Genomic DNA, 22,428 nt, shown 5'->3' with positions numbered 1-22,428 from the left:
CAGGCGCGCGCGATGGTCTTGGAATTCGTCTGGAAAGGGATCGTCGGCGGCATTCTCACCGCGCTGATCGTCATCACCTCGAAGAAAGGGGATGTCCTGCCGGGCGTGTTGCCACTGGTGCCGACCTTTGCGATCATCGCGCTGATCGCGGTCGGATCGAAAGGCGATCCGGCCGGTTTCCGCATGACGGCTCTGGCAGGCTTGAAGACGATCCCCGCCTATTTCGTCTTTCTGGCCGTCGCCTACGGTCTGGCCCTCAAGGTCGATTACAGGCTGGCCATCCTTGCCGGTGCGGTCGCCTGGCTTGCGACGGTGGGCGTCGTTTTCTGGGTGGCAAGAAACCTCTGACCTCGCCGGATGCTTTACAGCGCGAGACCCGATTTTGGAATCGGAGCTCACGCTGTCGTCTTCTGTTTGAGCATCGGATGATCCGAAAACCGGGTCGCTTTTCGGTCTGATGCTGCAGCTGGGCCGTGAACAGCAACCCAACGCCGAAACGACGCTCTCACGGCTTTATCGAAAAGCGCGTGAGCACGGGGAGATGGTCGGAGGCTGTCGGGGGCAGGGTTCCAGTGGAGAGGATCTTGATCTCGCTGGAAACGAGGACATTGTCGATTGGCAAACCGATGACGGGTTTCCAGGAAGCCGGCAGCGCGTAGGGCGCGAATGTCGCGCCGATCCCTTCGATCGGGCGGGCGTTCGCTGCATCGGCATAGACGCTCACGGCGGCGCTCCAGGGCACCGCGTTAAAATCTCCGCCGATCACCAGCGGGTGGTCGAGCTGCGCAAGAATGGCGGGAAGCACTTCGATCTGCGACCATTGCCTAAAGGGCCAAGGCCAGACGAGATGCTGAGACGCGACGGTGAGAATTTCTTCGTTCGCAAGGTCGATCGTTGTTGCGAGAAACCCGAGCTCTTCGTCGCAAACCGTATCACTCTCGCGGATCTGGAACTTCGACAGGATCACATTTCCGCCGAGCGGTTTCTTCACTCCGCAAAGAATGCGGTGAGGATAGATGTCCTTGACCCCTGAGAGTGCGTCGACCCAGCGTTCTGTGGACTCCTGGAGCGTCACGACATCCGCTTTGGTCGATCGGATGAGGTCGAGCGCAGGTTTGGTGTCCGAATTGTACCGAAGGTTCATCTGCAGGAGAGACAGGGCGGTGTGATCTTCGGATCGCGCGGTATCGCTGCTCGGGGCAAGGCGGATGCCGAAGAACGGAGCCGTCACTGCAAGCGGGACCAAAACTGAGGCGAGGGCGATAAGCCATATGGCGCGCGCAAGCCTGACGCCTGCCACGAACATCGCAGCCAATCCAGCCAGTGCCGCGACGAGAAGGTGCGCCCTGAAGTGGGAGAGCGAGTCGAAGGGGTGGGCGTAAGGCCCCAAATAGCCCGCGATCAGCGCCGCGAAGACCGCGGCTGTCAGGGCCGAAGCCAGAAACCGGACGAGCGTGTTCAGTTTGCCGGCCGATCTGTTCTCAGCCGGCTGAGACGGATTGGATGTCATTCACTGGAACGCCGTTTCGGTAAAGGATCGCAGCTTGCGGGAATGAATGCGTTCCGGCGGCACTTCGCTCATCAGTTCAAGCGCCCGCATGCCGATTTTCAGATGCTGGGCAACCTGACGGCGATAGAAATCGGTCGCCATGCCGGGCAATTTCAGCTCCCCGTGCAGTGGCTTGTCCGACACGCAAAGAAGCGTTCCGTATGGAACGCGAAAACGGAAGCCGTTTGCGGCGATCGTCGCCGATTCCATATCGAGCCCGATGGCACGTGACTGGGACAGCCGCTCGATCGGCTCGCGGTGGTCCCGCAGCTCCCAATTTCGATTGTCGATCGTCGCGACGGTGCCCGTGCGCATGACGCGCTTCAGTTCGTATCCGGAAAGCCCTGTCACTTCGCCGACCGCATTCTCGAGCGCGACCTGCACCTCCGCAAGCGCCGGGATCGGCACCCAGATCGGCAGGTCGGCGTCGAGCACGTGGTCTTCGCGGACATAGGCATGGGCGAGGACGTAGTCGCCGAGTTCCTGACTTGTGCGAAGGCCGGCGCAATGACCGAGCATCAGCCAGGCGTGGGGCCTGAGAACAGCGACATGGTCCGTGATCGTCTTGGCATTGGACGGACCGACGCCAATGTTGATCATGGTGATGCCGCTGCCGTCCTCGCGGACCAGGTGATAGGCGGGCATCTGCGGCAACCGGGCGGGTGCATCGCCACTGGCCGGTTCGATCTGCCCCGCCGGGGTCATGACGTTACCGGGCTCGATAAACGCCCGGTAGCCCTTGCCGCCATCGGCCATCATCTGCCGTGCCAGAATGCAAAACTCATCGATGTAGAACTGGTAATTCGTGAAAAGAACGAAGTTCTGGAAATGCTCGGGCTTCGTTGCCGTGTAGTGTTGCAAGCGGTGCAGCGAATAGTCGATGCGCTGTCCCGTGAAGGGCGCGAGCGGGCGGCCCTCGCCGAAGTGGGGCGTATAGGTGCCGTTGACGATCCGATCGTCGGTCGCTGCGAGATCGGGAACATCGAAGATGTCGCGGAGCGGACCGCCCAGTCTCGCAACCTTTTCCGCCTCCACATAGGAACCGTCCGGCACCGCGAAATGCAAGGGAATCGGCGTCTTCGAATCGCCGATCACGACCGGAACGCCGTGGTTCTGGATCAGGAGGCCGATCTGCTCGGTCAGGTAGTTCTTGAAAAGGTCCGGCCGGGTGATCGTGGTCGTATAATGGCCCGGATAGCTGACATGACCAAACGAAAGGCGGGAGTCGATCTTCGCGTAGCTTGTCGTCGTGATCGAGACCTGCGGATAGAAGGCCCGCACGCGGCCGGTCGCCGTGCCGCTTTCGATAATGACCTCGAATCGATCGGACAGAAAACCTATCGCGCGCTCGTAGAGCCTGCAGAGTTCCGCGACGGCTGCGGAGGCGTCGTCGAAGCTCTGGCCGACGGCGGCTTCGGGCGTTTGCGCAGCATCGAAGCTGTTGGTGTCTTGCGGCATCTGTTTCATGCCGACCAAGCTAGCGGAGGGGCCGGAAAGAAGAAGAGGTTCCCAGCCGGCACTCGCGTCTTTTCAGGCGATAACGGGTCCGGAAAAATGGAAAATGGCCCGAACCGAGCAATCGGCAGGCTGAGCGTTCGGGATATCGATTTTGCTCAGTGATTAGAACTTTGCCGTGATCGCAAGAGGTGTGCGTTCGATCTTGCAGACAATGCCCTGTGTGTAGTCGCAGCGGTCACCGGCGATGGACGCCACGGCGCTGTTCGGGCGTTCGACGGTGTTCTGGGCAAGGGCGCTCATGGCCATGCCGAAGAGCGCGATGAGTGCCGTTACGAACGAAAGTCGCTTTACCATTAGCGTTATCCCCCTGTTTCGTACCATCTGTCTTGCCATGGCAGCCTGTTCCCAGGCTGACCGCAAAAGCGCAAATGTCTGATTTTCTGGACGCTGAGTCCTCAACCCCACATCGGCACCGTCCCCACGGCGCCCGCATTCGTTCCATCATAGTTCATAGAAGGTGGCAAAAATGAGCCCAATTGGTGACATTGGGCAATTTTTGGGTCTCTTCGCGTTCTTTCCAAGGGCTTATCTGAGGCATCTTTAACCGAACGTTAGTCATTCCTAAAAAACCGGACGATATCGAGTGAATCTACTGTCCGCCAAGAAACGGGCTGCGATGAATTTCTATTTGAATAGAAGCGTTTGGCGTCCATGCTGACGTAGGGTTCGCGGGGTTCGGCCTCAGCCGCCGGCTCATGTCAGGCGCTTTGAAGACGTCCTGTGACCGCCCGACTGCCGGAATGATTTTTTGGTGGCGCTGGTTGCCTCGTTCTTGTTGAACCGGAGCGGCAACGCCGGTTAGCAATCGGAGCCGACCGGGGCGCTGCTGTCGTGGTTTGCTATCTCTCGATGAAAGGCCGTCCATCATGCCCCATGTGACCATCAAGCATTTCCCCGCCGATCTCGACGACGACAGCAGAAGGACGCTGTCCGATGAGATCACCGCGACCATCATGAAGGTGTTCGGTTCCCGGGAGGGGGCGGTTTCCATCGCACTCGAAACGGTCGAGAAGGACCGTTGGAAAAGCGAGGTTTATGAGCCGGAAATTGCGCAATGCCCGACCTTTCTTCTCAAGAAGCCGGACTACTGAAACCGTGAGCTGGTGAACCGGGACGCGGCATTTACGCATTCGTGTCTTGCGCGCGACGCCTTTTGAAGGCGAAACTTGCCGGATGTCGAAATGGAGACGCCGCCTTGCGCTCCTTCAGGGGCTTTGTTGGTTGCGAGCCGGATGGCTTGTCCTTGCGCTTTGCCTGCCGATGACAGCCGCTGCGCAGAGCCGGGGGCTCGGCGATATCGGCGGCGGGCCAAGGGCGGGTGCAATCGACGGCAAGCAGGTCGATGTCGAACTCGTTCTGGCAGTCGATGTCAGCTGGTCGATGAGCGACGCGGAACAGATCATCCAGCGCAATGGCTATGCGGCGGCGTTTCGTTCCCGCGAGGTTCAGGACGCGATCTTCGATGGCGTTCATGGCTCGATCGCCGTCACCTACGTCGAATGGGCGGGCGAGTTTTCCCAATCGGTCGTTCTGCCATGGACGCTTCTGGACTCCAAGGAGAGTGCGGACGCCTTCGCCTATCGCCTGGCGAGCGAACCACCGAGCCGGCGGCGGCGAACCTCGATCTCCGGCGCGATCGGCTACGGCGCGCGCCTGTTTGACGAAAATGGCTTTACCGGCCTCAAACGGGTGATCGATATTTCGGGCGACGGCCCCAACAATGAGGGAGTGATCGTCACAAGAGCGCGCGACGAGGCCGTGGCCGCCGGGATCGTCGTCAACGGACTACCCTTGATGACCAGCGATGCGTCCCTCTCTTGGGCGACGATCGACAATCTCGACGACTATTACGAGGCCTGCGTCGTCGGAGGGCAGGGCAGTTTCGTCATCCCTGTCAACGACTGGCCGCAGTTTGCCCAGGCAGTACGACGCAAACTGGTGCTTGAACTTGCGTCCGATTGGCCGATCGACGAGGCCGATCCCCGCCATCTGGAGCGCGTCCTGCCGGTCGTCCCCACGCAAGCGACAGCCGCCGTGGACTGCCTTATTGGAGAGAAGCTCTGGCAGCAGCGCCAGTGGCGTTGGCTCGACGACGCTCGGTAGCACTCGTTATATGCTGGATCACGATCACCCCCGGACGAAAGAATTGACCCAAAGGGCAATCCACGTCCGGTGAGTGACAGGAATGTCGGCTGGTCTACTTCGAAAGGCGTTTTTGGTTTGCTCGTACCTTGGAGCTGTAGGGCTTGAGGGCCGCCGAGCCGATTGCATCCATGGATTTTGCCATCGGATTTGCGCTCATCATGGCAAGCGGAAAATCCATCGCCGCCTTGAACATCGCCTGGTTGTAGGCGACGACCGATTGTTGAGCGGCAGCGACCTTCTCGGCAACCATCTTGTGGTTTTCCTGCCTGTCCTTCGCGCTCGGCTGAGCACCCGCCATGGCCATCCGCATCAGGCGTGTGCCGATGACGAAGGGCGCGCCCATCATGATCGCGTTCATCTCCATGGCCGATTTTGGAAAGAATTCAGCAGAGCTTTGCGTCGTTCTGCGTTTGCGCGTCGTGGCCATTGGGGCTTCCATCTCTTTGTTTTTTAAGACTTCCTGCCCATCAACGCGTGAAAAGAGATTTGGACCCATGGCAACTGCATTGATTTTGAGCAGCTGGCGATGGCGTCAGAACATGTTGAGCAAAGCGAAGACCGCGCCGCCATAAACGCCCACGAGAAAGAGGACCGAGGCAGCGCCCAGCGCGGTCGCGGCAATCAGCCATAAGCCGTCGCGGGCGGTGATCGCGATACCCGCGATCGCGATCGCGACGCCGGGTGCCATGTTTGTCAGCGGAAACGGGATCGTGACGATCAGAGCCAGGATAAAGCAGACCCAGCCGACGAGGCTCAGAAGCATGCCCTCCGGCTGGGGCCAGAGGCGATGCCGGGCCAGACGCTCCGCACGGCGGATGAGGGGCCCTATGCGTGTCATCAGAGAAGCGAGGGTTTCCGGCTTCAGGCTGATCTTGCGCACGCGCTCCGGAAGCCAGACCTTGTTGCGGCCGACGGCCAGCTGCAGCGCGAAAAGCACCAGCGGCAGGCCGAAGACGGTGGAGGCGCCCGGCGGCAGCGGTACGAGGTTGAGGCTTCCGAAAAGGATGAAAAAAGCGCCGAAAGCCCGCGTATCAAAGGCCAGCGAAAGTTCTTCTATCGTCGGATTCTCAGCCGCCTTCCTGTTGGAGAAGGCGCGCAGGATTGCCGAAATGCGCCTCTGTCGCTTGCCTTTTCGCCGGCGTGACTCGCGCCGAAAACGGGAGATGGCAAGGGGCGACACGAAATTTGACTCTCATCCATTGCGGGTTCGGCGTGACGAGCGCGGGCTTTTTCGGTTTGGCCCGCGCACCATATCGCCAAGACGCCAAGCCGCTTGGAACGGCCGGTTTGCCTCGGTTCGCGCTATTAGACACCATCAACTGTTAAGTCGAGGTTTGGACCGTCTTCGTCAAGACGCTTCCTTCTGACCGAGCTTGTTGCTCCGACCCGGCGACAGGTCCTCTCCGGTCGCGAGATCCAGAACCTCTATGGCAATCTCCGGCTTCTGCCGATTGACATAGGCCGGATGATTGAGCGTTCGCATGGCGTCCTGATAGCCGTCGCTCCAGCGCTCGTCCACCGTGTGCCGCGAGAACTCATAGTCCTTCGATCCCCGGCTGTAATCGCGCGTCCTGTTGATGAGATGGACGATCGTGACCGAGGCATCCGTCTCGCATTCATGCAGAAACGCGGCGTCCGGATCGTCTTTCAGCTCTTCGGGGAGCTTTTCCAGAAGACGATGAACGGCACGGCGCTCGCGTTGGCGTTCCTTGATCACATCGGTGATGAGACGGGTGCGGCTCGAATAGCGGATATCCTTTTCGCGCTGGGACACGTCTTCCATGGTCTCCGGCAAATTGCCGCGCGAAGAAAAGAGATCGATCTGGAACGCGACCATGTCGTGATCGCGGTCCCGCTCGAGAATATACTGCAGCGGGGTATTCGAGACGATGCCTCCGTCCCAGTACCATTCGCCGTCGATCTCCACCGGGGGAAAGCCGGGCGGCAGGGCGCCGCTGGCCATCACATGCTCCGGTCCGATGCGAGTGTCGGCGCTGTCGAAATAGCAGAAATTTCCCGTCCGGATGTTCACGGCGCCGAGGCTGATGCGCGGCCCTTCGTCGTTGAGATAGTCGAAGTCGCAGAAGCGAAGCAGCGTTTCCCGCAAGGGTGCCGTATCGTAATAGCTGAGTTCGCTGGGATGCTCGCTTGGGAACAGGTAGGTCGGCGGAAAGCGCGGCGTGAAGAACCCCGGAATGCCGAACAGGGCGGCCGCGGTCGCGCTGCCTTCGTTGAAGACGGACCGGACGATGCTGCCTGGAAGGGGCGGATCGAAGGTGACGAGCGAGGAAATCGTCTGCCAGAAGCCGCGCAGGGCCTCGACGCGGCGCTCCGGAGGATTGCCGGCAATCAGCGCGGCATTGATCGAGCCGATGGAAATTCCAGCGATCCAGTCCGGCCGCGCGTCCTTTTCCGCGATCGCCTCGAAAACGCCCGCCTGATAGGAACCGAGCGCGCCTCCTCCCTGAAAGACCAGCACGAGAAGCTCGCTGGGATGGGAAATCGCAGTGTCGAGGGATGGCTGACTCATCGCGATGCACTTTCAAGATTGGTTGTTCGACAACATCCGAAGGCGTGTCCATAGCCGTTTGCCGGCGTTTCTCAAATGTGTTTTGCAGTGCAGCAATTTCCAGAGGCCGGACGATAGCAACCGCAAAAAAGCGCTTTGAGGATCAGTTGTTCCGAAAGCTGGTGGAACCCAAAGTCCGGCTCCCGCATTTCCAAAATGTAATATTACCGTTCACGCAAGGTGTTCACATGGCTTCCAAAATCACTGCCGCCCTCGTTCTCGCTACGGCACTCTTCACGCTCGGCGCATGCGCCAATACGGTTCGTGGTGTTGGCGCGGATGTCGGCAACACCGTCGATGCTGGCGAGGCTGCCGCCGCCGACATCGCTTACTGATTTCACGCGTCTTCGGGCAGCGTTGACGCTGTTCTTCTCAAGACGACAGACAAAGGCGTTCCGCTTCGGCGGGACGCCTTTTCTGTTGGCGGTTCGATCGAGAGGGGGGCGGGGTCCATCGGTCGCCCTCCCGTTCAGCGCCGCAAGCAGCCGAACGAGGGCGGCATGCCTGTTGATGTCGTAGCGGGCATCGGAGATCCGGGCGTATCGCTTGAGGGTGGCGATCTCCCGGCTCAGCCGCGCGGCAAGATCCATACGCTCCGAGGCCGGGAAGGCCTTCACCAGATAGTCGAGAGAGGCGGGATCGAACTCGTCGCGCGAGAAGCGGGTTCTCCTCGCGTTTCTCTCCCTCCGGCAGAGCTTCAGACCGGCATTGGAAATTCCTGAGTTGAGGACGAGAAAGTCGATTTGCGCGGCCTCCAGCGGCAAATGGGAAGCCAGCCTGCGACTGGCTGCATAGGCGTCGGCTGCTTCCTGTAGCGCTGCTGCGAGTTTCCGGTGATCCATAACATCCTGCTTTTGTCTGGGTTGTCCACGCCCAGATTGCAGCTTTCGATTGTTATGAGGAAAAAATACCTATAAAAGACGGGTGATCTGAAGCGAAATCGAAGTCGGATGTCTGCTTTTGCACCATGTATTGCGTATCGCTGCGGTCGGTTTTGGGGATAATATAGGAAAGTTATCCCCGCGCCGTGGGTTTGGTCCTCAATGAGTGGAGCCAAACTCTCGGAGGACCCCGCCATGCAGCAAACTTGCCAAACCGCCTCGCCGACCATGGGCGAAGGCGCTCGACACAGTCTCGCCACCCTTGGGGGGGATCACGGTCGGGGACCGGGTTCGGGGCAGGAGGACGAGGCGAAACTGTGCCGTGTCGCCATCGCGGTCGCGGCGGTTCTACTCGATGTCGATCCTCAGGAAATCGAAAAGCCCAACCGCTCGAAAGCGTCGGCCTGCGAGGCGCGTCATGTCGCCATGTATCTCGCCCATGTGGTGTTCCAGGTCTCGCTCATCCGCGCGGGCCGGGCGTTCGGCCGGGATCGCACCAGCATCGCCCATGCGGTGAGACGAATCGAGGATCGAAGGGACGATCCCGAATTCGACGCGAAGATCGAGCATCTCGAACGGCTCGCGCATCTCATTCGCAACGCGCTGATCAAGAACGGCGATGCCGGGTGGCTCGCATGATGTTTTCCGGCGAAAAGGATTGGGCCGTCACGCGGTTGTCGGTCGATCGGGGGCGCCAGCCAGCCTTTCTCAACGAAGCGGAACGGGATGCGGCCGAACGGTTACGGGCTGATTTCACCCGCGGGGCGCTGATGCCATCCGTCACTCAACGCTGGGATGCCCAGCCGCGGGACCGATCGGCTCCGCGTGGCACAAACGATCTGTCCGACAATGCGATCGATGCGCGTGCCCGTGTCGACAAGGCAGTCGCTGCGATCGGGCCGGAATTGTCCGGCCTCGTCATGGACATCGCCTGCCATCTGAAGGGGCTGGAACTCGTCGAGCGTGAACGCGGCTGGCCGGCGCGTTCGGCCAAGATGCTTCTGAAGGCAGGCCTCGGCATCCTGGCCCGCCATTATGGCTTCACCGGCGTGCCGGCGCGGCGCTCCGGCGCGCTGCGGGCATGGAAGGCCGAGGATGCGCGGCCCGATCTCACCGGTCGGGAAGGCGCGCGAAATGGCTGATCGTACGAAGTTCGTTTGATCGCTTGATGATAACGGGTTTGAAAATGCTCAGACGCCGCGCGGGCTTCGATACCGTCCCCGGCTTCATCAACCGAATACGGTATCAGGCGTTTTCGAGCGCGGCGTTCGCGTCGCGCTTGATCCGGTCCACCATGGCGCGCAGGCCATTCGAACGCTGCGGCGTGAGATGGTCCTGGAGGCCGATCTGGTTGAACGTCGCGCTCGCATCTGTTTCGATAATCTCCTGCGCGGTCTTGTTGGAAAAGAGCGCAAGGGCGATCGCGACGAGGCCTTTGACGATATGGGCGTCGGATTCGCCGCGAAATGTGAGGCGGGGCGGAGACGCGCTGTCGATCTCGCTGACGAGCCAGACCTGGCTGACGCAACCCTGCACCTTGGTCCTCTCATTCAGCTCCGCCTCGTCCATCGGAGGCAGCGACCGGCCGAGCTCGATGAGGTAGCGATAGCGGTCTTCCCAATCGTCGAGAAATTCGAAATCGGTGAGGATGTCCTCGATCGACTGCAAGGAAGGCCTCCTTCGTCTGCTTTGCGGGTGACCGGGATATAGACCGGCAGGCCGGGAATTTACAGGGCCGGGCGAGGGCGCGGTGTCGGCACCGCCATGGAACCGGGCTCCTTCTGCGTGCCCTGGTTCACCGTAACCCTGTCAAAGCGCTCGACGATGCCCGCGTCGAGCGGCTCGCCCCGCGCGGCAAGGTCGGCCGCTCGCCTCACCGCTTTCACGATGTCGGGTGGGATCTGTTGAGCGCCGGGTATTTGGTCATCGTCGACGGCCTCAAGCAATTCGCGGATCAGGGCGGGGTCGATCGAAGACCAGTCGATCTTCGGCTGATCTGGTCGATTGGAGAGCACGGGGTTCTCGACCGGCTTGTCCTGAAAACCGCCGGAGCTTGCGGCATCGAGCGCGACCGAGAACCCGCTTTCCACTCTCCCAAGCGCAAACTGGCCGAGTTGGGAACCGGCCTCGCACGCCTCGGGTGCCCGGGTGCAGAACCCCATGACGTCCTCCACGGCGGCCCTAAAACCCATGAAGCTCTGAAAAGGGTCCAGCGTCACGTCCCCGTCGTCCGAACCGAGGCCCGGGATGAAGAGCGACCCAATGCCGATCACGAACGCTGTTTTGAGGAGGAAGCGAATCATCAAGCGGTTCCGGGGTGCGTTCCTTGATTCCCTAAAGCATGACCTGGCCCGAGAAGTTGAAGAGCGTCTCGTGCCAAACCATGCGCCAAAACAAAGACTTGAAGCGAAAACGCGATTCCGATCATTCGCATCCGCTCCAAGACGAATTCATGGCGCCGAAGTCATATCGCCCAGGCGGCAACGGATCGGCGCTTCGCGATTAGATCGCAAATTCCATAAGGAACGGTTTTGAAGAGGGCGCTTTGAAAGTCAGTGCGGCCCGAGCTTCTCAACGGTCGTCGAAGACTAGCCGGTCACGTCTTCCTCGCCGGCCATCGCCAGATCCAGCGCTGCCAGAAAGCGATCGACGAAGCGGCGATTCTGGCCGAAATCGTAAGCAATGTCGCGAGAGACCGACCGCACATCGACGATCGTGCCGTCTCCATCGGCGATAATACGAACGGTGACGTCGCTCGGAAGGCCGATGAGCCAGTCCGAAGCCACGGCTTTGAGCGTGTAGGCTTCGCGCACAGGCAGATCCAGTTGCCCGCTCTGTTCCTCGGTATCGACACTCTCCCGGTAAGTCGGGCGCGGAACGACACCGCTGTTGCGAATGACGCCGAGTGGGTCGGAGGCAGCGTCTGAGCCGTCCTCTGCGTCGACTGCGGCGATCTCCTCGATGCGCCAGCCCGAATCGAGGGCGGCGGTACGTGCGGCCTCGGCGACTTGCACCGGGGGTGCCGCATAGCGATGGGCCGGCATCGCGGCGGCGATCGCGCCGATCGTCAAAGCCCGATCGCCGGGAGCCTGCGTCGCCGAAACATCGTCGGCAAACCCGCCCGTATAGGCGATGTTCGTCGCCGGGTTTTCGGCCGCAAGACCTGCGATCAGCGCGTAGGGAAAGAGGCCGATAAAGGCGATGAGCGCTGCGCCGAACGCGCTCGACCCGCCCCGCGCCGCCTGGAACCAGGCGCGCAAGATGCCTGTCAGGCCGATGAGAAGGGCGACGACGAGCATTGCGAAGGAAAGGCCGAGCGTTCCGATCAGCGCGTCGGTGGAAATACCGCCCAGCCGATAGATCGCGACAGAGACGAGAAAGAGCGTCAGTCCGAACCAGGCAAGCTTCTTGGCCGGCTTCGCAAGCCTGAGCTGGGGCCGCACGAAATGGCCCTGGGCGGGCAAGAAGAGGGAGGTGCGGCTCATGATGGGGTGACCGGTCTTGATTGTCTCTCGTCGTTCGATCCGCTGACATGGAACGAGAATAGTGTGCGGAGAATGGAGGAGGGCAGCCCGGCGCGCAAGGTCTCGGCGGGTTTCGGGCGGGATATCGGCGGCGACTGTTGCCATCGCGATAGCAGCATTGTGCAAAGATGGTTTCCGCCGTGCCTCGGGCACCTTGCGAATCAAGCGCGGCCTCGCGTTGCGAAATGCTGCCCGATGCCTTAGATCGGTCGCGACTTCAAATCCCGCATTCGACCGATATCGGAGACGTTCGCGCGCCATGGCTCGCCAATTCATCTATCACATGTCCGGCCTGTCGAAGACCTACGGCAACAAGAAGGTCCTCGACAATATCCACCTCTCCTTCTACCCGGACGCCAAGATCGGCATTCTCGGGCCGAACGGCGCCGGTAAGTCCACCCTCCTGAAGATCATGGCGGGTGTCGACACCGAATTTACCGGCGAAGCCTGGGCGGCGGACGGTGCGACCGTCGGCTACCTGCCGCAGGAGCCGAAACTCGACGAGACGAAGAACGTCTTCGAAAACGTGATGGAAGGCGTCGCCGACAAGCAGGCGATCCTCGATCGTTACAACGAACTGATGATGAACTATTCCGACGAGACGGCGGACGAAGGCGCCAAGCTCCAGGACATCATCGACAGCCAGGACCTTTGGGATCTCGAGAACCAGGTCGAGATGGCGATGGACGCCCTGCGCTGTCCGCCGTCCGATGCCGAGGTGGGCCCGCTCTCCGGTGGCGAGAAACGCCGCGTCGCGCTCTGCAAGCTGCTGCTTTCCAAACCCGACATCCTGCTGCTCGACGAGCCGACCAACCATCTCGACGCCGAGACCATCAACTGGCTGGAAAAGCACCTTCGCGAATACGAAGGCTCCGTCCTGATGGTGACGCACGATCGCTACTTCCTCGACAACGTCACCGGCTGGATTCTCGAACTCGATCGCGGTCATGGCGTGCCCTATGAGGGCAACTACTCGGTCTATCTGGAAAAGAAGGCCAAGCGCATGCAGCAGGAGGGCCGCGAGGATGATGCCCGCATGCGGGCGATCAACCGCGAGCGCGAGTGGATCAACCAGGGCGCCAAGGGACGCCAGACCAAGTCCAAGGCCCGTATCCGCGCCTATCAGGACCTTGTCGAGGCCGCCGAGAACAGAAAGCCGGCGGACGGCAAGATCGTCATTCCGACGGGCGAGCGTCTCGGACAGAAGGTCATCGAGGTCGAGAATCTCACCAAGAGCTATGGCGACCGGGTGCTGATCGACGGTCTCACCTTCAAGCTGCCGCCCGGCGGCATCGTCGGCATCATCGGTCCGAACGGCGCCGGCAAGACGACGCTGTTCCGTATGATCACCGGTCAGGAAGAGCCCGATTCCGGCAAGATCGAAATCGGCGAGACCGTCGATCTCGGCTATGTCGACCAGAGCCGCGACGACCTGAATGCCAATAACAATGTCTGGGAGGAGATCTCGGGCGGCGTCGATATCATGAAGCTCGGCAAATACGAGATGAATTCCCGCGCCTATGTGGGCAACTTCAACTTCAAGGGCCCGAACCAGCAGCAGAAGGTGGGCACGCTTTCGGGCGGTCAGCGCAACCGCGTCCACCTCGCCAAGATGCTGAAGTCCGGCTCCAACGTCATCCTGCTCGACGAGCCGACCAACGATCTCGACACCGAGACGCTGACGGCGCTGGAAGACGCGCTGGAGGAATATGCCGGCTGCGCCGTGGTCATCAGCCACGATCGCATGTTCCTGGACCGCATGGCCACTCACATACTCGCCTTCGAGGGTGACAGCCATGTGGAATGGTTCGAGGGCAACTTCGAGGACTACGAGCAGGATAAGATCCGGCGCCTTGGCCCTGAAGCGGTGAATCCGAAGCGGCCGACCTACAAGCGGCTGACGCGCTGATCGACAGCGACGGCGAAAGGGACTGCAACCTTTCGTCGCTGGGCCCCGCAAAATGCGGGGTTCACGCTTCGTTGACACCCGCGTCGATTGCGATTCTTCATAAACCACTGATAAACACGGATTATGATCGCATTCGACTTTGAACGACAATTTCAGGCGCTGCCGCAACCGCATGCGATTTTCAGCCGCGATATGAAGTTCGTGGCGGTGAACGCCGCGCTCGAGGCATCCACCGGGAGTGCCGCATCGGATCTGGTCGGCCAGCGGATTTTCGACGTCTTTCCCAATGAAGGCGTCAGCGGCGCGCGGCTTCGCGACTCGCTGCAGCGCGTCCTCGAAACGGGTGAGCGTTCGTCGCTGGCGTTTCTGCGCTACGATATTCCGAGCCCGGATGGCGCTGTCGAGACCTATCTTCGGCGCTACTGGAGCATCACATACAGTCCGATGCTCGACGCAGCCGGTCGCACGGAATTCATTTTGGCAACGATTGTGGACGTCACGCATCTTGCAGAAGAGAATTCGGCTGGACTGGATGTGGCGCAATCCGCTTCGGACACGGATACTGCGATCCAGTCAATCATCGCGAGCGATGTGACGGTCCATGCTGGAGCAAAGCCGGAGGTCGCGGCTTTCAATCGGCTGTTTCGCCAGGCACCGGGCATGTTCGCGGTCCTCGAAGGCCGGGAGCTGCGCTTCAGCTTCGCCAATGACAGCTTTCTGAGATTTGCCTCCGACAGGACGGTGCTCGGGCGGCCCTTCTTCGACGTTCTGCCCGAATTGCAGGACCAAGGTGTGCTGGAACTTGCCCGCCTCGCTCTCGATGGCGGCGGTGCCGTGATGGGAGAAACCGTCCATATGGATTTGCGGCGTTCGGCCAATGACGAACTCGCATCCGACCGCTTTTTCGATTTTACCTTCAACCCGATGACGGACAATACCGGCGCCGTCGTCGGCCTGTTCTTCCAGGGCATCGATCGAACGGCATTCATGCGGGCGACGCTTCGCCACCGCATTCTCGTCGACGAGCTTAATCACCGGGTGAAGAACACGCTCTCTACTGTCCAGGCCATGGCGCGGCAAAGCTTCAGGTCCGCAGCCGACCCCGAAGAGGCGCGCTTTGCCTTCGAGGCGCGGATTATGGCGCTCAGCCAGGCCCACAATCTTCTCTCGGCGAGGCGATGGGAATCGGCCGGGCTGACGACCCTTCTCCATCAGGAACTGGCGGATATCCCGTCGGACGCCGTATCGATCACCGGGCCGAATGTGCTTCTCGGCTCCAAGGCGGCGATCGCGCTGGCGCTGGTGTTTCACGAATTGGCGTCCAATGCCGCGCGCTATGGCGCATGTGCTTGCGACGGGGGGCATCTGTCTATCGAATGGTCTTGTGAGACGAGAGGCCATGAGCGCGTGCTGGGCTTCGAATGGTCGGAGACGGCGCCGGGCGTGCCGATGAACAGGTTGCGTCCCGGCTATGGCATCAGGATGTTGAGACGGATCATCGAGGGCGAGCTCGGAGGTGACCTGTCTATGGAGCTTCGTGAGAAGGGACTGCGGTGCAGATTCGAGATCGTACTGACGGGGGCGGGGGAATTTGAGACGTCAGTCGCATAAGGCAGACAAGGCGATCAGCGGCCTATCGGTGTTCGTCGTCGAGGACGAAAGCGTCATCGCCATGCAGCTGGAGGACATGCTGCTGGAAGCCGGCTGCGAGGTCGTTGGTCCAGCGATGCGCCTCAAGGTTGCTCAGACGATGGTCGAGGGCGATCTGGAGGTTGGCGTGGCCGTGCTGGACGTCAATCTGGGAGATGCCACGGTGTTTCCCGTCGCGGAGCGTCTTCGGGAGCTTGGGATCCCGATCGTGTTCGCGACGGGTTACGGCCGCGACGGCGTGCCCGACGAATGGAGGCGCTATCCGGTGCTGCAAAAGCCCTATACCGCGCGCCAGATCGAAGAGGGCATTCTGGATGTGCTTGCCCGATTTTGAGTAGAGGGGCCCTCGGACGGTCGGCCTTGTGTATTCTCGCAGGAATGGTTGAGGCTTTTTCATCGCCAGGCCTTTTTCCCGCAGGCTACCGCCGTATGTTGCGATGGCTGAACTCCGCCAGCGGTCGGGCTCCCATACGATATCCGTTTGATCGCGTCGCGAAAACGGATTTAAAGGACGCTCGTGCGCCGCGCGGGCTTCGATACCTTCTCCGGCTTGATCTGCCGGATGCGGTATCAGGCACACATCAACAATCGAGATCGATATGGACGCTTTCGTCAGCGAGATCATGACCACGCTCGGACCGTTCGGGATCGCGCTGCTGATGTTCCTCGAAAACGTGTTTCCGCCCATTCCGTCCGAACTGATCATGCCGCTTGCCGGTTACGAGGCCGCGACCGGTTCGATGAGTATCGTCACCGTCATCCTATCGGGGACGATCGGTTCACTGCTCGGGATCATTCCTTGGTATTATATCGGCGAATGGATGGGACTGCGCCGGTCCAAGGCATTCGCGGCCAAGCACGGCCGCTGGATCACCATGGGGCCGGAGGATGTGGACCGGGCCAATAGCTGGTTCAATCGCCATGGATCGGAAGCGGTGCTGTTCGGACGCCTGGTGCCGACCGTGCGCACGCTGATTTCTGTTCCGGCCGGCATCGCCCATATGCCGCTGTGGAAATTCCTCCTCTATTCGGCAATTGGCAGCGCCATCTGGACCAGCTTTCTCGCTCTCGCCGGATATTTCCTGCGCGCGCAATACGAGGCGGTCGGCACCTATGTAGGGCCGGTTTCCAATGCCGTTCTCGTGATTATCGTCTTTGTCTACGTCTATCGCGTCTGGACCTTCGATCCGGCGACGAAGAACAAGACCGACGAGAGCTGACCTGAAGCGGGCTGGCTCATATGTGACCGTTAAATCGCTTCGCGATGACGGATTTGAAAACCTGTCTGCACCGCTTGGGGCTTCGATACCGGCCCCGGCTCAATCAGTCGAATACGGTATCAATGCTCGTCCAAGAAGTGGTCCAGCGCATCGGCTTCGTCGTCATCGGCTGATGCCTCCGGCACTTCGTCGGCCTCGGCATCCGGGTCCAGCCTGCGTGAGGCGCCCCAGTCGTCGAGTATCTCGTTCGTCTCATCGAGGACGAAGAAGCGGGCCGCATCCTTCTCGTAGCCGTCGTCCATGAGGACGTCGTAATCGGTGTGCTGATGGCGGATATGGGCGATCGTCGCCAGCCAGACGGCGGCCTCCGGTCTCAATCCCCGCATGTGCCTGGCGCGGGCCGCTTCCCGGATCGTTTCGGCATCGAGGAACGGGGCGCGCGGAATAAGCGCGGTTACCGCCTTCTTGATCTGGCGCTGACGTTCGGTCGCCATGGTCAGCTGTCACCATCTGGCGGTGTGTCGACGCTCGCAAAATACGGTTTGATGTCGACCAGCGGCGTTCCGTCCAGAACATCGATCGCGTCGATCTCCAGCCGGCCCGCCGCCTGATCAATCGCGACGAGCTTCACCAGATGAAGCCCGATCGGGTTCGGCCGCACCGGAGAGCGCAGCGAGAAGGTACCGCGCGGCGCATCGGCATGGCGCGGCATCTGCAGGGCAAGGTCGCGCCCGGCGCGATCGAGAAAGCTGAGGAGAAAGGCCCAGGAGCCGCTTTCGATCCCCGTCAGTGCCTCGTTATACGGCGGAAACACGACGACATGGGCGCGCTGCCCGCGCTCTCGTGCCTGCCTGAGATTCTTGGGGCACGCGCTTCTCTCGGTCCAAGGCGATTCGATCCGGCCGATGAAACGGAGGCCTGCGTTCCATGGGCGCTCGTCGTTTACGGAAAAGCGGCTTTCTCCATCCCGTCTCATGGGATCGTCACTCATGTCTCGGCCTTCGTAACTGTGTGTTTCCAGTCGATCGCGAAGAGGGATCGAGCGGTCGAAATCATCCCTTGCGCTCCATTTTGAAATCACATAAACATATCTTTATGTCGACATAGGAGGCATGGAAACAGGAGACTGCAATGGCTTCGGCGCCGACCCTCGATTTCGAACGCATTGTCGATGTCCTCAAGGCATTGGCCGAGCCCACGCGGCTGCGACTCGCGATGGTCCTGAAGTCTTGCGACCTGACTGTCAGCGAGTTGACGACCATTCTCGGGCAATCGCAACCGCGTATCTCCCGTCACCTGAAGTTGATGTCGGAATGTGGCGTGCTCGAGCGCTATCAGGAAGGGGCATTCGCCTATTTTCGCGTTGCCGACCGGCATCCGGCGGGAATTCTGGCGCGCTCGCTGGAAACTGGGATCGAAGTCGACGATGCCGTCATTCGAAAGGATCGCGAGCGGCTGGAGGCCATTCGCGCCGAGCGGGCGCGGCGCGCCGCCGACTATTTCGCGCGCAATGCCGCCCATTGGGATAAGATTCGCGCCCTTCATGTGCCGGACGCCGAAGTCGCCGCGGCCCTCGACAGGGTTCTCGGCAAGCGCCGGATCGGCACCATGCTCGATATCGGCACCGGTACGGGGCGCATGATGCAGCTTCTCGCCGATCGCTGCGAGCGGATGCTCGGCGTCGATACATCGCGCGAGATGATTTCCGCCGCCAGAGCCAAGCTCGACAATGCCGAGGTCACGAATGCGCAGCTGCGTGTTGGCGATGCCTATAATCTGCCGGCCAACGGCGAAACCTATGATCTCGTCCTGCTCCATCAGGTTCTGCACTATCTCGACGAGCCGCAGCGTGCGGTGCGTGAGGCTGCCTCCGTTCTTGCGCCGGGCGGCCGGCTGGTGATCGTCGATTTCGCGCCCCACGAGATGGAATTCCTGCGCACCGAGCACGCCCATTTGCGCCTTGGCTTTCCCGAGGAGAGCCTCAAGGGCTTCATGGAGGATGCGGGGCTGGAAATGCGCGCCGTCGAGCATCTTCGCTCGGGCGCTGCGGAAACCGGAGGGCTGACCGTGACCATCTGCATCGGACAGGACAAACGCCTGATTCTCGCGCCGGGTGATGAGCTTCCGTCCATGGCCGTCGCCTGAACCGATCACTTCTTTCGCGAAACGCTGAACAAGCCGGGGGCACCGGCGACTGAACTGGAGACTGAAACCATGTTGAAACCGCGTCCGACATCGCAGCCGATCCGCGTATCGTTCGAATTCTTCCCGCCCAAGACGGAGAAGATGGAACAGACATTGTGGCAATCGATCGAGCGGCTCGCGCCGCTTTCGCCGGAGTTCGTCTCGGTCACCTATGGTGCCGGCGGCTCGACCCGCGAGCGCACCCATCAGACGATCGAGCGCATCCTGAAGCAGAGCGATCTCACGCCGGCGGCGCACCTGACCTGCGTCGACGCCTCCAAAGAAGAGGTCGACGAGGTCGTGCGCCAGTATTGCCGGACCGGAGTCAAGCACTTCGTCGCGCTGCGCGGCGACAGCCAGCTCGGCGTCGGTCAGGAGTGGCAGGGCCGCGCGGACGGTTATCGCAACGGCGCTGAACTCACCGAAGGCATCAAGGCGATCGACAGCGACATCGAAGTGTCCGTCTCGGCCTATCCGGAAAAGCACCCCGAGAGCGCCGACCTGATGACGGATATCGACCTGTTGAAGCGCAAGGTGGATGCGGGAGCAACGCGCGCGATCACCCAGTTCTTCTTCGATAACGATATCTTCGAACGCTATGTCGAGCGCGTGCGCAAGGCGGGCATCTACATCCCGATCGTGCCGGGCATCGCGCCGGTGCACAACTTCACGAAGATCGCGAGCTTTGCCGGCAAGGCCGGGGCTTCGATCCCGGATTGGGTCCGGGTACGCTTCGAGGGCCTGGAGAACGATCCGCTGACCCATAGCCATGTGGCGGCTGCATGCTGCGCCGAGCAGGTCCTCGACCTGTCCCAGCGCGGGTTTTCGGATTTCCACTTCTACACGATGAACAAGGCCGATCTGGTCTATTCGATCTGCCACATCCTCGGTCTTCGCGGTGCCCAGGCCGAGGTGCCCGACGCGCTTCAGGAAGCTGCGGCCTGAAGCAAAGACAGTGCGATAGCCGGTCATACAACAAGCAGCCCCGGATCCTTTGAGGGATCCGGGGCTGCTTTTTCGTCTCTATCGGCGGTGCGCCACTGCTATTGTGCGGTGGACGTCTGGACCGGCTTCACCAGCGGCGTGATCCGGCGCACCGTCACACGGCGGTTCTCCGCATTCTGCCCCTGCGTGTTCACCTTCAGGAATTCCTCGCCATAGCCCTGAGTGATCAGGTTTTCCGGCGGGACGTCGAAGAAGTTGGTGAGTGCGGCCGCCACGGTCTCGGCCCGCTTGTCGGAGAGCCTCAGATTGGCAAGGTCCGAGCCGACCGCGTCCGTGTGACCCTCGACAATGAAGGTCTCGTCCGGATTCTGCTCGATCACGTCGGAAATCGCGCGGGCGAGGGCTTCCAGATTGGAAACCTGTTCCTGCGTGATCTCAGCCGAACCGAAGCCGAAATTGATCGTGTTGAGATCGATCCGGCGAACCTTGTCGCGAATGCGCTTGGACCGGCGCACCTCGTCCACCGAGTAGATCCGCTCAACGGTTTCCACAGGCGGTGCGACAATGGTGCGGTAATAGAGATCCTGATCGGGCTCGGCCACATCGACGATATAGTCCGATTCGGGAATGGTGTAGCGAACCGGCGGAAGCTCCGCGCCGGGATCGTAGAAATATTGCTGGTTAGCCGTGTCGCTCTCCGCATACGGATCGTAGAAAAGCACGACTTCCCGGCCGTCCGGCAGGATGCGCGAACGCTGGATCGTTTCGCCGTAGCGATTCGTGATCGTCACGACCTGAACGCCGTTGTCGCGAACGATGGTTTCGCGAATGCGGCCACCGCCCAGACGATCATAATACTGATCCTGCGCGTCGACGGCGACACGGCTCGTGTCGTCGCTGCGGATGAAATAGGCAGCCGCAGCGCCTGCCGCAGCGCCGGCAAGACCGGCACCCACCAGCGAAAGGATTTCTCGGCCGTCGTCGTCGCGCTCGACCACCTCAACGCCAGGGGGCACTTCCGGCTGTGGGCCGCGAATCACGGTCGTGTTGTTGACCGTCGTATTGTTCGTCGTGGCCGTATTGTTGGTTGCCGTCGTGTTGTTGGTCGTGGTGGTCGAATTGTCGGTGACCGTCGAATTGTTGATGGTCGTCGCCTCGATCCGCTCACCCTGTTCGGCCGTCGCGGACGGAATGTCGCCGACCGGTTCTGCCAGCGTCTGGACGCGGGCATCGCTTGCGGCAACGCCGCCTTCAGGAACGGCCTCGGTCTGGATCTCTTCGGAAACGGCCTCCGGCTCCTCTTCAGGCGCTGCCGGCGTCTGCGGCGCTGCTGCCGCTGCCGGGCTTTCCTCGGTGTCTCCAGCTTCTGCTCCAGCCGGAGCGGTCTCAGAGGGAGCGGTTTCGGAAGGCGTTTCCTCGGCAGCCGAAGGCTCCGGCGTTGGCTCAATGGCAGGGACTTCTTCCGGCGAAGGCGCGGCGTCCGTGCTTTCGGCTGGCGCTTCGTCAGCCGACGGTGCTTCTCCCGGCACTACGCCCTGTGCGGGCTCCTCAGTCGCTGAAGGCTCTGTGGTCGCTTCGGGAGCAGCCTCGTCCATCGTCGCGTCGGCTTCCGGCGCTGCCTCAGGCTGTTGTGCTGCCTCGGGAGCTGCCTCAGCTGCCGGCGCTTCTTCCGCTTCAGGTTCTTCTTCAGCAGGAGCTGCTTCTTCAGCCGGGGTAGCCTGTGTCTCCGGTTCAGGAGCTGGCTCTGGCTGAGGCTCGGGTTCTGCAGCGGGCTCCGGTTCTGGCTGAGGCTCCGGGGTCGGTTCGGGAGCTGCATCAGCGGGTGCCGCTGGCTCGGCAGGTGCTGCCTCTTCAGCGGGAGCGGGCTCCTGCGCAGGCGCTTCTTCGGCCTGTGGCTCCGGGGCCGGTGCTTCAGCAGCAGGCGCAGGCGTTTCTACAGCGGGGGCCTCAGGCTCAGGTTGCGGCTCCGGAGCTGGCTCTGGCTGAGGCTCGGGTTCCGGGGCGGGTTCTTCCGCGGCTGGCGCGGGAGCTGGCTCTTCTGCCGGAGGAGCCTGTTCAGCAGGCTGCGCTTCCGGCGGAAGGACGGGCTGACCGTCGCCATCGGCCTGCGCAAGGCGGTATTCGGCGCGGTCGGCGGCATAGGCCGAGACCGGACCGGCAAGGGCTGTCGAGGTGGCCAGCGTCGCAACGCAAGCGAAGCGGCCGGCTTTCCTGATATCGAACATGGTGTCCAACTCACATTTGGTGTTCTCGATGCCATGGCGAGCCTTTGCGGTCTCTCCACGGGATCATTGAGCGTGAGATAGGGCGCTCAAGATGAACGGAAGCTGAGTT

Annotated in this window: 24 protein-coding genes; 11 read left to right on the top strand and 13 right to left on the bottom strand. The window is 61.3% G+C overall.

Annotated elements, in window-relative coordinates; all coding sequences use genetic code 11:
• Window positions 1–12 precede the first annotated feature (12 nt).
• Window positions 13–348, top strand: coding sequence for a GlpM family protein (locus ABDX79_RS04635; protein ID WP_346219089.1), 336 nt, complete (start codon window positions 13–15; stop codon window positions 346–348).
• 157 nt (window positions 349–505) lie between these two features.
• Here ABDX79_RS04635 and ABDX79_RS04630 read toward each other — a convergent pair whose 3' ends face one another.
• The 3 genes from ABDX79_RS04630 to ABDX79_RS04620 all read right to left on the bottom strand — a co-directional run bounded on the left by ABDX79_RS04630 (window position 506) and on the right by ABDX79_RS04620 (window position 3,361).
• Window positions 506–1,510: an endonuclease/exonuclease/phosphatase family protein gene (locus ABDX79_RS04630; protein ID WP_346219088.1), complete on the bottom strand. Its 1,005-nt coding sequence runs from the start codon at window positions 1,508–1,510 to the stop codon at window positions 506–508.
• Window positions 1,511–3,007: an AMP nucleosidase gene (locus ABDX79_RS04625; RefSeq protein ID WP_346219087.1), complete on the bottom strand. Its 1,497-nt coding sequence runs from the start codon at window positions 3,005–3,007 to the stop codon at window positions 1,511–1,513.
• A gap of 162 nt (window positions 3,008–3,169) precedes the next feature.
• Window positions 3,170–3,361, bottom strand: coding sequence for a hypothetical protein (locus ABDX79_RS04620; RefSeq protein ID WP_346219086.1), 192 nt, complete (start codon window positions 3,359–3,361; stop codon window positions 3,170–3,172).
• Window positions 3,362–3,933: 572 nt separating this feature from the next.
• Here ABDX79_RS04620 and pptA point away from each other — a divergent pair.
• Entirely contained in the window at window positions 3,934–4,158 is a 225-nt protein-coding gene (gene pptA / locus ABDX79_RS04615; protein ID WP_346219085.1) for a tautomerase PptA, read from the top strand.
• An 82-nt stretch (window positions 4,159–4,240) separates the two neighbouring features.
• On the top strand, window positions 4,241–5,170 hold the full coding sequence (locus ABDX79_RS04610; RefSeq protein WP_346219084.1) for a DUF1194 domain-containing protein: 930 nt from the start codon (window positions 4,241–4,243) through the stop codon (window positions 5,168–5,170).
• A gap of 94 nt (window positions 5,171–5,264) precedes the next feature.
• Here ABDX79_RS04610 and ABDX79_RS04605 read toward each other — a convergent pair whose 3' ends face one another.
• The 4 genes from ABDX79_RS04605 to ABDX79_RS04590 all read right to left on the bottom strand — a co-directional run bounded on the left by ABDX79_RS04605 (window position 5,265) and on the right by ABDX79_RS04590 (window position 8,623).
• On the bottom strand, window positions 5,265–5,639 hold the full coding sequence (locus ABDX79_RS04605; RefSeq protein ID WP_346219083.1) for a hypothetical protein: 375 nt from the start codon (window positions 5,637–5,639) through the stop codon (window positions 5,265–5,267).
• Between the two features lie 105 nt (window positions 5,640–5,744).
• Entirely contained in the window at window positions 5,745–6,392 is a 648-nt protein-coding gene (locus ABDX79_RS04600) for an exopolysaccharide biosynthesis protein (RefSeq protein WP_346219082.1), read from the bottom strand.
• Between the two features lie 168 nt (window positions 6,393–6,560).
• The gene (locus ABDX79_RS04595) at window positions 6,561–7,742 is read right to left on the bottom strand and encodes a patatin-like phospholipase family protein (protein ID WP_346219081.1); all 1,182 of its coding nucleotides are present in this window, start codon (window positions 7,740–7,742) and stop codon (window positions 6,561–6,563) included.
• A gap of 203 nt (window positions 7,743–7,945) precedes the next feature.
• On the bottom strand, window positions 7,946–8,623 hold the full coding sequence (locus ABDX79_RS04590) for a hypothetical protein (RefSeq protein WP_346219080.1): 678 nt from the start codon (window positions 8,621–8,623) through the stop codon (window positions 7,946–7,948).
• A 234-nt stretch (window positions 8,624–8,857) separates the two neighbouring features.
• Here ABDX79_RS04590 and ABDX79_RS04585 point away from each other — a divergent pair, with 234 nt between their 5' ends.
• Both ABDX79_RS04585 and ABDX79_RS04580 read left to right on the top strand, forming a co-directional pair.
• Window positions 8,858–9,301 carry a helix-turn-helix domain-containing protein gene (locus tag ABDX79_RS04585; RefSeq protein WP_346219079.1) on the top strand — a complete coding sequence of 148 codons (444 nt, stop codon included), beginning with the start codon at window positions 8,858–8,860 and terminating at the stop codon, window positions 9,299–9,301.
• Complete coding sequence (locus ABDX79_RS04580; RefSeq protein ID WP_346219078.1) at window positions 9,298–9,804, top strand: DUF6456 domain-containing protein; 507 nt, start codon at window positions 9,298–9,300, stop codon at window positions 9,802–9,804. Before ABDX79_RS04585 ends, ABDX79_RS04580 begins: the two co-directional genes overlap by 4 nt.
• A gap of 103 nt (window positions 9,805–9,907) precedes the next feature.
• On the opposite strand, the gene ABDX79_RS04575 is transcribed toward ABDX79_RS04580, so the two are convergent.
• The 3 genes from ABDX79_RS04575 to ABDX79_RS04565 all read right to left on the bottom strand — a co-directional run bounded on the left by ABDX79_RS04575 (window position 9,908) and on the right by ABDX79_RS04565 (window position 12,147).
• The gene (locus ABDX79_RS04575; protein WP_346219077.1) at window positions 9,908–10,330 is read right to left on the bottom strand and encodes a SufE family protein; all 423 of its coding nucleotides are present in this window, start codon (window positions 10,328–10,330) and stop codon (window positions 9,908–9,910) included.
• 59 nt (window positions 10,331–10,389) lie between these two features.
• Window positions 10,390–10,965 (bottom strand): DUF5330 domain-containing protein, encoded by a 576-nt coding sequence (locus tag ABDX79_RS04570; protein ID WP_346219076.1) that lies wholly within the window; start codon window positions 10,963–10,965, stop codon window positions 10,390–10,392.
• Between the two features lie 285 nt (window positions 10,966–11,250).
• Complete coding sequence (locus ABDX79_RS04565) at window positions 11,251–12,147, bottom strand: DUF1499 domain-containing protein (RefSeq protein WP_346219075.1); 897 nt, start codon at window positions 12,145–12,147, stop codon at window positions 11,251–11,253.
• A 298-nt stretch (window positions 12,148–12,445) separates the two neighbouring features.
• Between ABDX79_RS04565 and ettA the strand changes: the two genes are divergently transcribed.
• The 4 genes from ettA to ABDX79_RS04545 all read left to right on the top strand — a co-directional run bounded on the left by ettA (window position 12,446) and on the right by ABDX79_RS04545 (window position 16,965).
• A complete protein-coding gene (gene ettA / locus ABDX79_RS04560; protein WP_346219074.1) occupies window positions 12,446–14,095 on the top strand; it encodes an energy-dependent translational throttle protein EttA in 1,650 nt (549 codons plus the stop codon).
• A gap of 123 nt (window positions 14,096–14,218) precedes the next feature.
• Entirely contained in the window at window positions 14,219–15,706 is a 1,488-nt protein-coding gene (locus ABDX79_RS04555) for a sensor histidine kinase (protein WP_346219073.1), read from the top strand.
• Window positions 15,687–16,079, top strand: a complete 393-nt coding sequence (locus ABDX79_RS04550; RefSeq protein ID WP_346219072.1) for a response regulator — start codon at window positions 15,687–15,689, stop codon at window positions 16,077–16,079. Before ABDX79_RS04555 ends, ABDX79_RS04550 begins: the two co-directional genes overlap by 20 nt.
• 265 nt (window positions 16,080–16,344) lie before the next feature.
• On the top strand, window positions 16,345–16,965 hold the full coding sequence (locus tag ABDX79_RS04545) for a DedA family protein (RefSeq protein WP_346219071.1): 621 nt from the start codon (window positions 16,345–16,347) through the stop codon (window positions 16,963–16,965).
• Window positions 16,966–17,084: 119 nt separating this feature from the next.
• On the opposite strand, the gene ABDX79_RS04540 is transcribed toward ABDX79_RS04545, so the two are convergent.
• Window positions 17,085–17,459 carry a DUF2293 domain-containing protein gene (locus tag ABDX79_RS04540; protein WP_346219070.1) on the bottom strand — a complete coding sequence of 125 codons (375 nt, stop codon included), beginning with the start codon at window positions 17,457–17,459 and terminating at the stop codon, window positions 17,085–17,087.
• A gap of 2 nt (window positions 17,460–17,461) precedes the next feature.
• On the bottom strand, window positions 17,462–17,956 hold the full coding sequence (gene tsaA, locus ABDX79_RS04535; RefSeq protein WP_346219069.1) for a tRNA (N6-threonylcarbamoyladenosine(37)-N6)-methyltransferase TrmO: 495 nt from the start codon (window positions 17,954–17,956) through the stop codon (window positions 17,462–17,464).
• 140 nt (window positions 17,957–18,096) lie between these two features.
• On the opposite strand from tsaA, the gene ABDX79_RS04530 reads away from it, so the two are divergent.
• The gene (locus tag ABDX79_RS04530) at window positions 18,097–19,110 is read left to right on the top strand and encodes an ArsR/SmtB family transcription factor (protein ID WP_346219068.1); all 1,014 of its coding nucleotides are present in this window, start codon (window positions 18,097–18,099) and stop codon (window positions 19,108–19,110) included.
• Window positions 19,111–19,179: 69 nt separating this feature from the next.
• A complete protein-coding gene (metF, locus tag ABDX79_RS04525; RefSeq protein ID WP_346219067.1) occupies window positions 19,180–20,094 on the top strand; it encodes a methylenetetrahydrofolate reductase [NAD(P)H] in 915 nt (304 codons plus the stop codon).
• A 98-nt stretch (window positions 20,095–20,192) separates the two neighbouring features.
• On the opposite strand, the gene ABDX79_RS04520 is transcribed toward metF, so the two are convergent.
• Entirely contained in the window at window positions 20,193–22,319 is a 2,127-nt protein-coding gene (locus tag ABDX79_RS04520; RefSeq protein ID WP_346219066.1) for an OmpA family protein, read from the bottom strand.
• Window positions 22,320–22,428 lie beyond the last annotated feature (109 nt).

Source organism: Fulvimarina fulva (assembly GCF_039652615.1).
In the GTDB taxonomy this organism is placed as follows: domain Bacteria; phylum Pseudomonadota; class Alphaproteobacteria; order Rhizobiales; family Rhizobiaceae; genus Fulvimarina.
The sequence above is the reverse complement of the archived record's forward strand: the minus strand, read 5'-3'. Positions and strand labels throughout refer to the sequence as shown.

Excerpts from the sequence above, each read along its gene's own strand:
- ettA (WP_346219074.1), top strand. The coding sequence starts at position 12,446 with ATGGCTCGCCAATTCATCTATCACATGTCCGGCCTGTCGAAGACCTAC.
- ABDX79_RS04520 (WP_346219066.1), bottom strand. The coding sequence starts at position 22,319 with ATGTTCGATATCAGGAAAGCCGGCCGCTTCGCTTGCGTTGCGACGCTG.
- ABDX79_RS04570 (WP_346219076.1), bottom strand. The coding sequence starts at position 10,965 with ATGATTCGCTTCCTCCTCAAAACAGCGTTCGTGATCGGCATTGGGTCG.
- ABDX79_RS04620 (WP_346219086.1), bottom strand. The coding sequence starts at position 3,361 with ATGGTAAAGCGACTTTCGTTCGTAACGGCACTCATCGCGCTCTTCGGC.
- ABDX79_RS04555 (WP_346219073.1), top strand. The coding sequence starts at position 14,219 with ATGATCGCATTCGACTTTGAACGACAATTTCAGGCGCTGCCGCAACCG.
- ABDX79_RS04610 (WP_346219084.1), top strand. The coding sequence starts at position 4,241 with ATGTCGAAATGGAGACGCCGCCTTGCGCTCCTTCAGGGGCTTTGTTGG.
- ABDX79_RS04625 (WP_346219087.1), bottom strand. The coding sequence starts at position 3,007 with ATGCCGCAAGACACCAACAGCTTCGATGCTGCGCAAACGCCCGAAGCC.
- ABDX79_RS04595 (WP_346219081.1), bottom strand. The coding sequence starts at position 7,742 with ATGAGTCAGCCATCCCTCGACACTGCGATTTCCCATCCCAGCGAGCTT.
- ABDX79_RS04605 (WP_346219083.1), bottom strand. The coding sequence starts at position 5,639 with ATGGCCACGACGCGCAAACGCAGAACGACGCAAAGCTCTGCTGAATTC.
- ABDX79_RS04590 (WP_346219080.1), bottom strand. The coding sequence starts at position 8,623 with ATGGATCACCGGAAACTCGCAGCAGCGCTACAGGAAGCAGCCGACGCC.
- ABDX79_RS04545 (WP_346219071.1), top strand. The coding sequence starts at position 16,345 with ATGGACGCTTTCGTCAGCGAGATCATGACCACGCTCGGACCGTTCGGG.
- metF (WP_346219067.1), top strand. The coding sequence starts at position 19,180 with ATGTTGAAACCGCGTCCGACATCGCAGCCGATCCGCGTATCGTTCGAA.
- ABDX79_RS04565 (WP_346219075.1), bottom strand. The coding sequence starts at position 12,147 with ATGAGCCGCACCTCCCTCTTCTTGCCCGCCCAGGGCCATTTCGTGCGG.
- pptA (WP_346219085.1), top strand. The coding sequence starts at position 3,934 with ATGCCCCATGTGACCATCAAGCATTTCCCCGCCGATCTCGACGACGAC.
- ABDX79_RS04635 (WP_346219089.1), top strand. The coding sequence starts at position 13 with ATGGTCTTGGAATTCGTCTGGAAAGGGATCGTCGGCGGCATTCTCACC.
- ABDX79_RS04630 (WP_346219088.1), bottom strand. The coding sequence starts at position 1,510 with ATGACATCCAATCCGTCTCAGCCGGCTGAGAACAGATCGGCCGGCAAA.
- ABDX79_RS04580 (WP_346219078.1), top strand. The coding sequence starts at position 9,298 with ATGATGTTTTCCGGCGAAAAGGATTGGGCCGTCACGCGGTTGTCGGTC.
- ABDX79_RS04585 (WP_346219079.1), top strand. The coding sequence starts at position 8,858 with ATGCAGCAAACTTGCCAAACCGCCTCGCCGACCATGGGCGAAGGCGCT.
- ABDX79_RS04540 (WP_346219070.1), bottom strand. The coding sequence starts at position 17,459 with ATGGCGACCGAACGTCAGCGCCAGATCAAGAAGGCGGTAACCGCGCTT.
- tsaA (WP_346219069.1), bottom strand. The coding sequence starts at position 17,956 with ATGAGTGACGATCCCATGAGACGGGATGGAGAAAGCCGCTTTTCCGTA.
- ABDX79_RS04530 (WP_346219068.1), top strand. The coding sequence starts at position 18,097 with ATGGCTTCGGCGCCGACCCTCGATTTCGAACGCATTGTCGATGTCCTC.